Origin of the sequence: Sphingobacterium olei (assembly GCF_005048855.1) — a bacterium.
Classification (GTDB): Bacteria; Bacteroidota; Bacteroidia; order Sphingobacteriales; family Sphingobacteriaceae; genus Sphingobacterium; species Sphingobacterium olei.
Window position 1 is genome coordinate 181,518 of the sequence record NZ_SUME01000009.1, and the last position, 14,727, is coordinate 196,244.

The 14,727-nt window shown below is 38.2% G+C and carries 8 protein-coding genes and 1 rRNA gene; 2 read left to right on the forward strand and 7 right to left on the reverse strand.

Annotation, left to right across the window (positions count from 1 at the left end):
• Positions 1-202: 202 nt before the first annotated feature.
• Entirely contained in the window at positions 203-2,164 is a 1,962-nt protein-coding gene (locus FAZ15_RS19320; protein WP_136902971.1) for a DUF3857 domain-containing protein, read from the forward strand.
• A gap of 87 nt (positions 2,165-2,251) precedes the next feature.
• On the opposite strand, the gene FAZ15_RS19325 is transcribed toward FAZ15_RS19320, so the two are convergent.
• Entirely contained in the window at positions 2,252-2,749 is a 498-nt protein-coding gene (locus FAZ15_RS19325; RefSeq protein ID WP_136902973.1) for a hypothetical protein, read from the reverse strand.
• A gap of 323 nt (positions 2,750-3,072) precedes the next feature.
• Between FAZ15_RS19325 and carB the strand changes: the two genes are divergently transcribed.
• Positions 3,073-5,892 (forward strand): carbamoyl-phosphate synthase large subunit, encoded by a 2,820-nt coding sequence (carB, locus tag FAZ15_RS19330; RefSeq protein WP_136902975.1) that lies wholly within the window; start codon positions 3,073-3,075, stop codon positions 5,890-5,892.
• 28 nt (positions 5,893-5,920) lie between these two features.
• On the opposite strand, the gene FAZ15_RS19335 is transcribed toward carB, so the two are convergent.
• The 6 genes from FAZ15_RS19335 to rrf form a co-directional block, all read right to left on the reverse strand.
• The gene (locus tag FAZ15_RS19335; RefSeq protein WP_136902977.1) at positions 5,921-7,000 is read right to left on the reverse strand and encodes a formylglycine-generating enzyme family protein; all 1,080 of its coding nucleotides are present in this window, start codon (positions 6,998-7,000) and stop codon (positions 5,921-5,923) included.
• Positions 7,001-7,201: 201 nt separating this feature from the next.
• The gene (locus FAZ15_RS19340) at positions 7,202-8,623 is read right to left on the reverse strand and encodes a Gfo/Idh/MocA family protein (protein WP_136902979.1); all 1,422 of its coding nucleotides are present in this window, start codon (positions 8,621-8,623) and stop codon (positions 7,202-7,204) included.
• 275 nt (positions 8,624-8,898) lie between these two features.
• On the reverse strand, positions 8,899-10,203 hold the full coding sequence (locus FAZ15_RS19345; RefSeq protein ID WP_136902980.1) for a TolC family protein: 1,305 nt from the start codon (positions 10,201-10,203) through the stop codon (positions 8,899-8,901).
• A 1-nt stretch (position 10,204) separates the two neighbouring features.
• The gene (locus FAZ15_RS19350) at positions 10,205-13,282 is read right to left on the reverse strand and encodes an efflux RND transporter permease subunit (RefSeq protein ID WP_136902981.1); all 3,078 of its coding nucleotides are present in this window, start codon (positions 13,280-13,282) and stop codon (positions 10,205-10,207) included.
• A gap of 6 nt (positions 13,283-13,288) precedes the next feature.
• Positions 13,289-14,350 carry an efflux RND transporter periplasmic adaptor subunit gene (locus FAZ15_RS19355; protein ID WP_136902982.1) on the reverse strand — a complete coding sequence of 354 codons (1,062 nt, stop codon included), beginning with the start codon at positions 14,348-14,350 and terminating at the stop codon, positions 13,289-13,291.
• A 293-nt stretch (positions 14,351-14,643) separates the two neighbouring features.
• Positions 14,644-14,727, reverse strand: a 5S ribosomal RNA gene (rrf, locus tag FAZ15_RS23185); the annotation flags it as partial.

The window sequence follows — 14,727 nt, forward strand, 5'->3', positions numbered from 1 at the left end:
GGAGGATCAAATATATGTAAAAAATTAAATACACAATCGTTTGTTCTGTTAATTAATCATAAATAGCCGAATTATAAATCATCCTATATTCTAAACCTCAATAGCCTCATAAAAGAATTATTTGCGCTTAATTTTGAAAATACATATCTTTAAACAACCGTAATTTTATTTATTAACCCTTATATTATATAATTAACCACCCATGCTCCGTGTATTTGTTTTATTAATTTTATTTTGCGCTGTTTCCAAAAACTTCGCTCAAGATTTTTCATTTGGAAAAATTAGTACAACTGATTTTCAAACAAATCAAATTGATTCTACTGCAAAGGCAGTGGTCTTGAGGGAATATGGGAAAGGGGGTATTGAACTCTCACATCAAGGTGAACTCACTTTACGGTATTATTACCATACAAAAATACTGATTTTAAAAAACGAAGGACTTGATAAAGCTAATTTTTCGATTCCTCTTTACAAATCTGGAACACAGAAAGAGAACATAGAGTCAATAAAAGGTGTCACTTATAATATTGTGAATGGAAAAGTAGAAGAAACTGATCTACCAAAAAGTAGTATAATCACCGAAAGAACATCAGATAACTTAAACACCACTAAGATTGCGTTCACCAGTGTCCGGGAGGGATCTATTATCGAACTTAGATATAGCATACAGTCGCCTTTCTTATTCAACTTAGAATCATGGAGCTTCCAATCTGATATCCCCAAAATATATTCAGAATTTGTAACAGAAATACCGGAAATATGTGTCTATAATGTTAACTTAAAAGGTGGCAACGGCTTAACGAGGAGAAAACAAGAAGCCTATGACACGAAGATGGAATCTTCAGTGGGAGTGATCAACGGCCAGAAAACATATTACATTATGGAAAATGTTCCGGCTTTTGTTGAAGAAGATTATATGACGTCAGCCGAAAACTACAAATCTATCCTGACATTTGAATTGGCGAGATACAGTATCCCATTTGGCCCTTCGCATAACTTCTCCAGATCTTGGGATGATGTACAAAAACAACTTTTAGAATCAGATAATTTCGGAAAGGAAATACGCAAAAGAAATATTTTTAAATCCGACCTATTGGCACAAATAACAGATAAAACCCTTTCAGATTTAGAGAATGCTATCAAAGTCTACTCCTATATACAAAAGCAGATTAGCTGGGATAAATCCAATGGAATGTTTACAAAAAACGGTATAAAAGATGCATTGGAAAAACGCTCCGGAAATGTTGCCGATATCAATCTAAGCTTAGTCAATGCGCTACAAGCTATTAATATTCAAGCCTCTCCAGTAATTCTGTCCACCAGAAGCAATGGAATGCCCTCGTTTACACATCCTACAATTAGCAATTACAATTATGTTATTGCACATGCTCTAATTGATAGTGTAGAATATCTTCTTGATGCCACCGATGCTAACCTACCATTTGGCCTGATCCCGCTCCGTTGTATTAATTTCCAAGGTAGATTAATCAATAAAGATTATTCAGATTGGGTACAACTAAAATCCAGCTATACTTCATCCATTTCCCATATATTCAATGGGGAACTTTCCGAAGAAGGCAAACTTAAAGGTGGCTTTCAAATCCACCGATACGGATACGCCGCCCTCAACAAAAGAAACGAGCTTAAAGAGTATAACTCATTAGAAGAATACTTCGAAAAATTAGAAGAAAAAACAGAACACATCCGGTTTTTGTCAAACGCAATGGAAAATATAGATAAATCAGATTTATTTCTGATTGAAAATTTTGAAATCGAAGTGGATAATTTTGCTACACAAAGCCAGACGGGAATAAACTTCAATCCACTTTTTATCGGTAAAACGATCAAGAATCCCTTTAATTTAGACAGTAGAAGTTATCCGGTTGACTTAGGTTCAAAATTAGAGGAGAGTTTTCAATTCGTGATCAAATTACCGGAATCCTATAAATTAGTCGAAAAACCGACAAATATCAATATGAGCTTGCCCAATAGAGATGCCCGCTATATTTACAATATCAATGCGAAAGATAATACTTTGGAAATACAGATACTTTCGCAACTTAACAAACCGATGTTTTTGCCAGACGAATATCTTTCTCTCAAAGAGTTCTTTTCAAGGATTATACAATCACAAAAGCTAGATATTAGTCTTCAAAAGATTTAATTGGCCATTTCTTATCAAGTCAAATCATTCTACAACAGAAAGGCCGCTTAATGCAGCCTTTCTGTTGTAGAATGATTTAATCAAATACTAAAACGTATAACGAGCAGTTACTCCGCCGTTAGCGTAGAAGCCGTTATAATATCCCGCACCATTCACAACATGGATAGTAGGGCGAATATCGGCAGAAAATGCAAAAGGTGCATTCTTCAATTTGTAATCTACACCACCAGTAGGGTAGATCCCCGCACTGAATCCTTTAGAATCTTCATAATCCGAAAATGTGTTTGACAATATCGCTCCCCCTCCCACAAACCATTTAAATCCTTGAATATCACCTATAGGAAAATGATGTTGATAAGTTCCCGAAAATGAAAGGTTTACCCAATCATTATTACCTCTTGAATGTGGACGAACCCCCAAGTCGAATTCTAAGGCACCGGGTTGCGTAATAAATGTCTTAAATGCAACGGCTGCGACATCATAATGTCCAGATCCCAAGCGAATACCAATGGAATTTTTGTAATCCTGCGCAAAGGAACTACCTACAAAGAGGACCACTGCTAATAGTAAAGTAATTTTTTTCATAAACATTTATTTAAAGTTAAACATATTAATTACCTGAGCTCACAAAAACCATACCATGTATTTCAATAAATTTCGTGAAAATATAAATTTTGCAGAAAGTGAGATGTATAGGTGATGACATGAATTTCGCGTAACCAGCAGAATGTTTCCATTTTTTCTATCTTGAAATTACACGATCTTTTAAAATTTTATTAATTTATCAAATAAAAAGTATAACTTTGCACTCCGACAAAGCAGTCGGAATACTCCTCTTTTTAAGGCATTTTTCATTGCTTTGTTAGTTACCACAAATTCGTATTTTAACTTTTTGAATTAGAAAAATAATGCCAAGAAACACCTCCATTAACTCCGTATTAATTATAGGATCTGGCCCTATTGTAATCGGACAAGCGTGTGAATTTGATTATTCAGGGTCTCAAGCTGCTCTTTCTCTAAAAGAAGAAGGCATCAGAGTTTCCATCATTAATTCCAATCCTGCAACTATCATGACTGACAACGTTGTTGCAGATCATGTTTATTTATTACCGCTGACTTGCGAAAGTATCGAACAGATTCTTGAAGAACAGCAGATTGATGCTGTACTACCTACTATGGGTGGTCAAACTGCGCTGAACTTGTGTATTGAAGCTTCGAATCTAGGTCTTTGGGAAAAATATAATGTTAAGGTAATAGGCGTTGATGTGGCAGCCATAGAGAAAACAGAAAACCGCGAAGAATTCCGTCAACTCATGGTTGATATTGGTGTCGGTGTAGCCCCTTCAAAAATCGCCAATTCTTTCCTGGAAGGAAAAGAAGCCGCACAAGAAATCGGCTTTCCACTGGTTATCCGCCCTTCCTATACGCTAGCAGGTACAGGAGGCGGCTTCGTACACAAAAAAGAAGACTTTGATGCTGCCCTCAATAGAGGTTTACATGCTTCTCCGACACACGAAGTATTAGTTGAACAGGCTGTATTAGGCTGGAAAGAATTCGAGTTAGAGTTGTTACGTGATACCAATGACAACGTCATCATTATCTGTACCATAGAAAATTTCGATCCGATGGGTATTCATACCGGTGATTCGATAACGGTAGCACCAGGTATGACACTTTCCGATAAGTGTTACCAAGATATGCGTAACCAAGCGATTAAAATGATGCGTTCTATTGGTAATTTCGCCGGAGGATGTAATGTCCAGTTTTCTGTAAATCCGGAGAATGAAGATATAATCGCAATCGAGATCAACCCACGTGTTTCACGTTCTTCGGCTCTAGCTTCCAAAGCAACGGGATATCCAATCGCTAAAATTGCTGCGAAATTGGCTATAGGGTACAATTTGGATGAGCTCCAGAATCAAATTACAAAAACAACTTCCGCATATTTCGAACCTACGTTAGACTATGTAATCGTAAAAGTTCCACGTTTTAACTTTGACAAATTCAAAGGTGCTAATAAAGAATTGGGATTACAGATGAAAGCCGTTGGCGAAGTGATGGCAATAGGCCGTACATTCATCGAAGCATTGCAAAAAGCGGCTCAATCCCTAGAAACGGGCCGATGGGGGCTAGGAGCTGACGGACGTCAATTACGCAATCTGGATGAAATAATGGACAGCTTAGAGCACCCAAGTGCAGATCGCCTATTCCATATCAAAGATGCTTTTGAATTAGGAGTTCCGCTAGAATCTATACGTAAAGCAACTTTGATTGACAAGTGGTTTTTAGTTCAAATTCAAGAACTGGTTGCATTAGAGACTGAACTACGTCGCTACCAACTAAATAATATTCCCCGTGATTTCTTTATGACCTTAAAACAAAAAGGTTATTCAGACGCGCAAATTTCTTGGATCTTAGGTAATGTTACGGAAGACCAAGTTTACGATCGTCGTAAAGAACTGGGTATAAACCGTGTTTATAAAATGGTTGATACCTGTGCTGCAGAATTTCAAGCACAAACCCCTTATTATTATTCTACTTTCGAAGATGAAAATGAATCGATAGCTTCTGACAAAAAGAAAATCGTCGTATTGGGATCCGGTCCAAATCGTATCGGACAAGGGATTGAATTCGACTACTCTTGTGTACACGGTCTACTGGCAGCTAAAGAATGTGGTTATGAAGCCATCATGGTAAACTGTAACCCTGAAACTGTTTCAACAGATTTCAATATGGCTGATAAATTATATTTTGAGCCCGTATTTTGGGAGCATGTCCGTGAGATCATTGAATTAGAGAAACCAGAAGGTGTAATCGTTCAATTAGGAGGACAGACAGCATTAAAAATGGCTGAACGTTTAGAAGCATTGGGCGTTAAAATCATTGGTACTTCGTTTTCAGATATGGATTTAGCGGAAGACCGCGGTCGCTTCTCTGATCTATTAAAAGAACTGAATATTCCTTATCCGAAATATGGTGTTGCAACTTCTGCAGAGGAAGCCATTCGCGTAGCTAATGAAGTAGGTTATCCTGTATTAGTACGTCCTTCCTATGTATTAGGTGGACAAGGAATGAGTATCGTTATTAATGACGAAGATTTAGAGAAAGCGGTTGTCAACCTCCTAAAAAGTCTTCCTGGAAACCAAATCTTGATTGACCATTTCCTAGATCGTGCTGAAGAGGCAGAGTCTGATTCTATAAGTGATGGTGAAGATGTACATATTATTGGTATGATGGAACATATAGAGCCTGCCGGTATACACTCAGGAGATTCATCAGCAGTATTACCTCCATTTAGTTTATCGGATCAAGTACAAGCTAAGATGGAAGAATATTCGGTAAAATTAGCACAGGCATTAAACGTTAGAGGCCTATTGAACATCCAATTCGCCATAAAAAATGAAAATGTATACGTTATAGAAGCAAACCCACGTGCTTCACGTACTGTCCCTTTCATTGCTAAAGCATATGATGTACCATACATCAACATCGCGACCAAAGTAATGTTAGGAGAAAATAAACTAAAAGATTTCAAAATTGAACGTAAACTGGAAGGCTGGGCAATTAAAGAGCCTGTATTCTCTTTCTCTAAATTCCCTGAAGTCGACAAACAATTAGGTCCCGAAATGAAATCTACAGGTGAAGCGATACGCTTTATCAAAGATTTGCAAGATCCTTATTTCAGAGAATTGGTCTCAAAGAAATCCATGTTCTTAAATGCACAGTAAATAAAGAAGCCCGCAGTAGCGGGCTTCTTTATTTTATATCTTTTACACATCTAAAACCAACGTTGTTAGTCGGACTATTTACCTCTCCTTTTCCTCTGCTTCCTGCCTTATATCGTTCACAATACTGATCATTACACAAGAAAGAACCACCCCGCTGTACACGTTTTACAGTCCCTGGTTCCTGCGGATCATAAGCCTCAGAAGGACCTCTTGGATTCAGCTTGGGGCTATTTTCATAATAATCTGGACGATACAGATCCGCACACCATTCCCATACATTGCCTTCCATATCATATAACCCAAAAGCATTAGCAGGAAAACTTTTTACTGGGGCAGTAGTTTCATATCCATCTTCTTTTGTATTATTCACAGGAAATTCTCCCTGATATATATTAGCCAACCATTTTCCGTCTTCTTTCTTTTCGTTCCCCCAATAATAAATTTCGTTTTGATGCTTTCCCGCTTTCGCCGCATACTCCCATTCTGCTTCCGTCGGAAGTCGTTTTCCTACCCATTTCGCATATGCCTCCGCATCTTGATACGCAAGTTGGGTAACCGGGTGATTTTCTTTTCCTATTATAGAACTATTAGGCCCTTCTGGTTGTCTCCAGTTTGCGTCAGGAACATATTCCCACCACTGTAAATGATTAGTTAATCCCTGAACATTCTTAGGTACGCTGAAAACTGCTGAACCCGGAACCAACATCCTTGGATCAACACCAGGAAAATCTGTGGGATCCAACGGCCTTTCAGCTAAGGTAACGTATCCAGTCGATTCCACGAAAATTTTGAATTGTGCGTTGGTAACTTCATGTTCGTCCATCCAAAAAGAGCTAAGACCCACATTGTGAACAGGTTGTGCATCATCGAAATCGGCAGAACCCATCCTAAATTCTCCGCCGGGAATCAATATCATTTTAACCTTATCTTCACCAGAAATATAATTAAGGGAATCATTCGATAAACTGGAAAAGCGACTCGGAATAACACTGGCACATGTCATTATACTATCCAAATCTTTTGTATGGGTAGCATTTTTTGATGGACTTGTATTACATCCTAATATCATCAAGGAAGGAAAAGCAACGTAAAATAAAGCTTTCTTCATCTGTTGTATTTATTTTAATTCTCAGATGCCTACACGGCAGACAGAAAACCTACCATACTCAAAGTTATCACGATTTTACAACGTAGTGATCACCTCGATTATGTCGGTTCTCCATTCTTGTTATTGAGAATTCTAAAAATAAGTAAAACCCATGAGAAAGCCCAACTAAAAAGTTGGGCTCTGCTATAAAACACAGCTACATTAAACGCTTAATTGTTTTGCATCTTTATCCACCTTAGGGCGAATTTTGGTATTTCCACCACCATTCAATGTAAGATCTACGGGTGTATTGGATCGCCAAGCACCTTTTGTGAAATCAGGGAAGGTAACTGTTTTACAATTCTGACCCACAGATTCTGCACTTAAAGGAACGATTGCACTCCATGCTGCCGCATCGTACACATCTTGATCCAAAGGCAATCCGTTACGCAGGCAATCGATCAATCTCCAATCCATCATAAAATCCATACCTCCATGACCACCTACTTTCTTAGCCTGTTCTCCAATGAACTTCACTAATTCAGGTGTATATTTTTCACGCAATTCTTCGACTTTGTCCTCTGGTAAAAATGAATGTCCATTTTTATGACTCTTTAACGATATCCCTTGTGTTGGATACTTCTCTGCAAACCCTTTAGTTCCGCTCAGTAAATGAATTCTAGAATAAGGTCGTGGAGAAGTAACATCATGTTGAATCATGATTGTTTTTCCTTTTTCCGTACGAATTAACGTGGTATTCATATTACCTCGGAATTTTTTACCGACAAATTGTTGAAATGTAGCATCTTTAGCTGCCAATTCACGAGCCGTATCTGCCATATGAAAATCATCAGTTTGCATCGCGACCAATGAAGTCATTACATCGCCACGGTTTATATTCATACATTGTGCAACTGGGCCAATACCGTGTGTAGGATATAAATTCCCATTGAAACGAATGTTTTCTTTTAATCTCCAGAAATCATCGTAATAGGTTTTACTGAAATTTAAATCTAATAAATCGTGGATATACGCACCTTCTGCATGAATAATATCCCCAAATAGACCTTCTCTAGACATTTTCAATGTCAACATTTCGAAGAAATCATAACAACAATTCTCCAACATCATGCAGTGCTTTTTTGTCGATTCCGATACTTTCACAACTTCCCAACAGTCTTTCACAGACAATGCAATAGGAACTTCACAGGCCACGTGAGCGCCAGCCTTCATGCCTTGAATAGCCATTACCGTATGTAAATCCCAAGGCGTACAAATATATAGCAAATCGATTTCCACTTCTTTCAACATCGCTTGCCAGCCATTATCACCTGAAAAACCTTTGGGTTTAGTAAAACCTTTATCAGTCACGAAATTTTGATGCTTTGTTACACGATCTTCATGGCGGTCACACAACGCAACAATTTCTACTCCTTCAATATAGGTATAGCGATCCACTGCACCGGTACCACGATTTCCTAAACCTACGAAGGCGATGCGCACCTTGTCTAGTTTAGGAGCTCTATATCCCGACATGTTAAATCTCGGAGCCGCTTGTGCCTCCATACCGATTGAAGGCAACGTAATTGCCACACTTGAAAGTAAGGATACTTTCTTAATAAAATCTCTTCTATCTGAACTCATATTTCAATATTAAGGAATTTGCTAACTAAAACATTAAAGGGGACAAAAGCCCCCTCTAAAATCACCTATTTTAAAACAAACTAAACAGTCTATTAAGGAATAACCAATTTTTAAATTTTAAAGGCTATTGGTTATTAACAAGCTTACTTATCCGCTTATCTATCACAATAATAATCCTAAAAAATTATAATAAAAAATAAAAAGCAAACGCAAACGTTTGTTCAAAATACGAAACCGTTTGTGTAACTGATCGATTACAATAAGATTATTAGAAATTAAAGTGCTACTTGCCCAATTAGTTCTTTTATAGCTACTTCCGACAATTTAGCTTGTAATTTTGCTGAGTTGAATCGCGATACAGCACTAATAAAATTTTCTTGAGCATCTCTAAATTCGACTGTACTAATGGTGCCAATTCGATATTTCTCAAGTGTTATACCTAGGTTTTGTCGTGCGATTTTTTCGTTCTTTTCTTCTAGCACCACCAAAGCCATATTAGTTTGATAGGTTTGATAGGCCGTAGCTATTGAAGTCTCTACGAGTAGCTTTTGCTGCCCGATCATCAGGTCCGCATTGTCAACTTGGATCTTGGCAACACGCTCATTTCGACGCTGGTTAAACCCATCAAAGATATTGACAGAAGCTGTTATACCGTATGTCAGTCCCCTAGAGCTAGAACTAGCTACGAAACCTAAACTGGATTCAGATTCTGAAAAATTGTATCCTGTATTTAATCTCACCGTCGGATAGCGATTCGCTCGCACGTTTTTCACCTCTAGTTCGGCAATCCTTTTATTGAGTGCGATAATCTGTAAATCCGGATTTTGCGTCTTTGCTTGGTTCAATAATTCCGCTAACTGCAATCCTTCATCAAAATCAAATTCGGCTACGATAGCAAAATCTATCGTCAGGTCACGAGCCAAAAGACTATTCAGGCTTATTTTTAGATTTTTTACTACATCAATCTGTCGCAATCGATTGGATTCATCTTCATTCAAATTCACCTGCACGTTTAACACCTCCAACCGGGAAACTTTACCAATAGAAAATCTATTCTCAGCCGTCTGTAACCGCTCTTTAGAAATAATAATACTTGAATCTATTGCACTTAACAAATTTTGTTGCTCTACAAGGGTATAATATGTTGCGATAACATCAGAAACACGCATTAAAATAACTTTCTTAAGTTGAAAGTCACCTTGCTTTTCCAATTCCTTCAGTTGATCATATCTTGAAAACATTGCCAATCCGTCAAAAATAGTCCACCCTATACTTACGCCATAATTCATGTTATTATTTTTGGCATTATTTAAAGAGCGTGTATCTCCGGTAGCTTGTACCTGGGTTGAATTTTGGAGGCTGTTATTCTGGGTAAAATTACCAGTAACCGAGGGTAGCATTCCTGCATTACCGTAGGAAACATTTTCTTGGGCAATTAAAAAATTATTTTTAGAAAGTCGGATATCATAATTATTTTCCAACGCTATTTCTACAGCTTCCTTTACCGTCAAAGTTTCTTGTCCTTTCAATCCTAACGATTGAATGAAAATTAAAAATACGAAACCTATAATTCTATTCATCTTAATCTTCTATATTATCAAATTCAGGTCGGTGCTTTCTCCTTCTAGACATTAATAAATAAAATGCAGGAATAACAAAAAGTGTCAAAATCAACGAAAACATGGTACCACCTACAATAACGACCCCCATACCGATTCTACTTGTAGAGGCCGCACCCAATGATAAAGCAATGGGCAATGCGCCTAAGGCGATAGTCAACGAAGTCATTAATATTGGTCGCAACCGAGATTCCGAGGCTTGCAATACGGCATTATATTTATCCAAACCTTCTTCGCGCAGTTGGTTAGCAAACTCTACTATCAAAATCCCATTCTTTGTTACCAATCCAATCAACATGATAGTACCGATCTGGCTAAAAATATTCCAGGATTGACCAAAAAGCCATAATGAAAATAATGCTCCAGCTACAGCCATAGGCACCGTAAGCAGGATAATAATAGGGTCAACGAAACTTTCGAATTGAGCTGCAAGAATCAGAAATATCAGTAATACCGCTAATCCGAATGCAAATGTTGTATTCGAACCACTCTCCACAAAATCGCGAGACTCGCCCCCCAAATCCGTTGTAAAACTGGCGTCCAATACTTTTTCCTTAACAGCATCCATTGCTTCTATACCTTCTCCCATACTTCTCCCCGGAGCTAGTCCAGCAGAGACAGTAGCAGACATATAACGATTATTGTGGTATAGTTGTGGCGGACTACTTCTTTCCTCTATTTCTATTATATTATCTAGTTGAATTAGTTGTCCACTGCTATTTTTAACAAAAATAGCAGCTAGATCCATAGGCGTAGATCGATCCTCTTTGTCAAATTGCCCCATAACCTGGTACTGTTTACCATTCATCATAAAGTAACCGAACCTTTGTCCAGAGAGAGAAAGTTGTAATGTCTGAGCAACATCCAAGACAGAAACACCTAGCGACTGCGCTTTGTCCCTATCAATGGTAACGTATACTTCCGGCTTATTAAATTTCAAATTGACATCTACTATAGAAAACGTACGATCTTTGGACAATTCTTCCATAAAGCTCGGAATTTTTTTTTCAAGTTGCTCAAAATTGGGTGCTTGAATAATATACTGTATCGGCAGCCCTCCCCTCCTATTAACCGAAATTGTCGGTTGTTGTGACACAGAAACTTTCGCCTCAGAGTACGGTTTTGTTATACGAGACACATCGTCTGCGATTTCACCTTGCGAACGTATTCGCTCATTCGGTTGTACTAAGCCCAGCCTAACGATGCCGCTATTTGAAGAAGCAGAACCGAAACCTGGTGATGTAATCACCAAGCTTACTTTTCTTTCGGGTACAGAATCATTAATAAGAAGTGTTAAGTCTGTCATGAAACGATCCATATAATCGTAGGAAATTCCTTCAGGAGCAGTTACTCTTAGACTAATATAACTTCTATCGTCATACGGGGCAGTTTCCTTTGGCAATAATTGAAAAAATAAATATATAAGTAAGAAACAACCTGCAATCACCGCTAAACTTAACCATTTGATTTTCAAAAAGCGCTGAAGCGAATCCGTATACTCTTTATTCATCATTTCAAAATATCGTTCGGTCCTCATGTAAAATTTGGACTTTTTCTGTTCCCCGCCTTTCATTAAATACGCATTTAGCATAGGCGTCAAAGTCAGCGAAACAAAAGCAGAAATTAGCACTGCAGAACCTATTACAATTCCAAATTCGCGAAACAATCGACCGACAAACCCTTCCAAAAAAACAACAGGCAAAAAAACGGCTGCCAACGTAATGGAAATTGAAATAACCGCAAAAAATATTTCATTAGAACCTTTAATTGCAGCTTGAATGGGAGACATACCCTCTTCCACTTTCTTGAAAATATTTTCGGTGACCACAATACCGTCGTCCACGACCAATCCAGTAGCCAAAACAATGGCCAATAGTGTCAATACATTAATTGAGAAACCACACAAGTACATGATAAAAAAGGTGGCAATAAGCGAGACAGGAATATCTACCAATGGACGAAAAGCAATAGACCAGTTTCTGAAAAACAGGAATATAATAAGTACAACTAATGTTACAGAAATCAGAAGTGTCTCGACTACCTCAAATATTGCTTTCCTAACAAATAGGGTGTTGTCGATTGCTACATTTAAATCGAAGCCTTCCGGCAAATCATTCTCCAGTTTCTCAAATTCGGCATAGAAATTATTCGCAATATCCAGATAATTGGTACCCGGTTGCGGAATAATGGCTAAACTGACCATTGGGAATCCGGAGTCTGACATCTTAGTTTCGAAGTTTTCGGCTTCCAGAGCTGCACTGCCTATATCACTTAAACGTACAATCTTATCTGCATCAGATCGAATTATGATATTATTAAATTCCTCTTCATTTTCAAGATTGCCGATCGTTTTCACCGCAAGTTCGGTATTCGCTCCCGTCAATTTACCCGAAGGTAATTCTACATTCTGTGCATTAAGTGCATTTCTTACATCTAAAATCGTGAGACCGTAGGAAGCAAGACGTACTGGATCTATCCACAAACGCATAGCAAATTTCTTCTGACCCCAAATTTGCACAGAACTGACTCCCGGTATAGTTTGTAGTCGCTGCGCAATAACATTTTCGGCGTAATCAGATAGCTCAAGTACATTTTTTGTAGAGCTTTGAGCCGTCATTATAATAATAGGTTCAGAATCCGCATCAGCTTTTGAGACAACAGGTGGAGCATCGATATCTTGGGGTAACCGACGTTGTGCTTCCGAGACCTTATCCCGAACATCATTTGCTGCTGCTTCTAGGTCTTTATCAAGATTGAACTCAATAGTAATATTACTTGAACCTTGATTACTAGAAGAAGAAATATTTCGAATACCATCAATTGCGTTTATCGCCTTTTCGAGAGGCTCCGTTATCTGTGATTCAATAATTTCAGCGTTCGCGCCCGTGTAATTCGTTCGCACAGAAATTTGAGCTGGATCTATAGATGGGTACTCGCGGACACCTAAAAAAACGTAGCCTATAATACCGAACAAAATGAGCATTAAGTTTAACACAATAGTTAAAACCGGCCTTTTAATACTTAACGTAGATAAACTCATATCTGATTATCGTAAAGTAACTTGTACAGGACTTCCATCTCGTAAGGACATCACGCCCGATGTAAGGACTGTGTCGCCATTTTTAATTCCCGATAAAATAAGTACATCTTCCGCCGTCCTTGCTCCAGTCTCCACAAGGGATTCAACAGCTTTTCCATCTTTTAGAAGAAAAATCTTCTTACCATTTTGTATCGGAATCAATGCCTCTGCGGGTACCAAAAGTCCGTTTTCAATAGTTGCTAGAGGGAAAACGATATTAGCAAATGTACCTGGAATTAGTCGCTGGGCGGAATTATCCACAATTGCTTTTACCTGTAACGTACGTGTCGTAGCCTCTACAAAGGGTTCAATGGCATACACCGTAGCCGTGTATTCTTCACTGGCACCTTGGACATGGAGCTTAATACTGCTATTACTCTTAACCATGCCTACATATTTTTCCGGAATGGAAAAAAGAACCTTTACCCGATCTGTATTTACCAGTTGAGCAATGCTAGTCGTAGGAGTGATATAACTTCCTTTAGAAATATTTCTTAATCCGATCGTACCCGAAAACGGTGCTTTTATGATAGTCTTGGCTAATTGGGCTTCTATTACCTCGATTTGAGCCTGGGCAGTACGGTAATCCGCACTAGCTATATCATACTCTTCTTGACTAATTGCTTCTTTTTCCAATAGCAATTTAGCCCTTCTAGCATTTTCACCTGCCAAGCTATTTCGCGTGGTGGCTTGGGAGAGTTGTGCCCTCAATTCAACATCGTTAATCCGAATCAATACTTGGCCTGCGGACACTCTACCTCCTTCTGAAAAATTTATTGATTCCACAATTCCGGAAATTTCCGAACGCATGTCAACGAGTTCATTCGGTTCGATAGAACCAGAAAGCGACAAATGGTCGGAAAAGGGTTTACCTCTTATTACTTTTCCGTAAACTTTTGTTTGCGTGCGCGGCCCAGTAATATTACCTGTACGTTCTTTATCTTTTTTATTTGTAGTTACTCGATACAAAACCAAACCTGCAACACCAAGGACTATTACAACAAGAAATATAATGGTTTTCCTTTTCATTTATGCATAGGATATTAATAAAACAGGAACAGCTAAGAGAGAAATTTAAATAGATTGCCGCCCATTAATTTTGCATGTAAAGTAGAAAAAAAACAAACAACTTTATGTAATATTGTTATTATAATAAATCGGTTTATCTATAATATTTACGACACCCCCTTTTAGTATAAGAAGAAACAGATTAAATATGAAGATCCTGAAGGGATAGGGGTTAACAAACAGGTATCAGGGTTTATGTTGAGTTGAGGGCAAAAAAAGAGCCCTTACTGTTTCCAGCAAGGGCTCTGTATAAAAAAAGGCACCGACCTACTCTCCCACCTGTTACGGCAATACCATCGGCTCTGGCGGGCTTGACTTCTCTGTTCGGAATGGGAAGA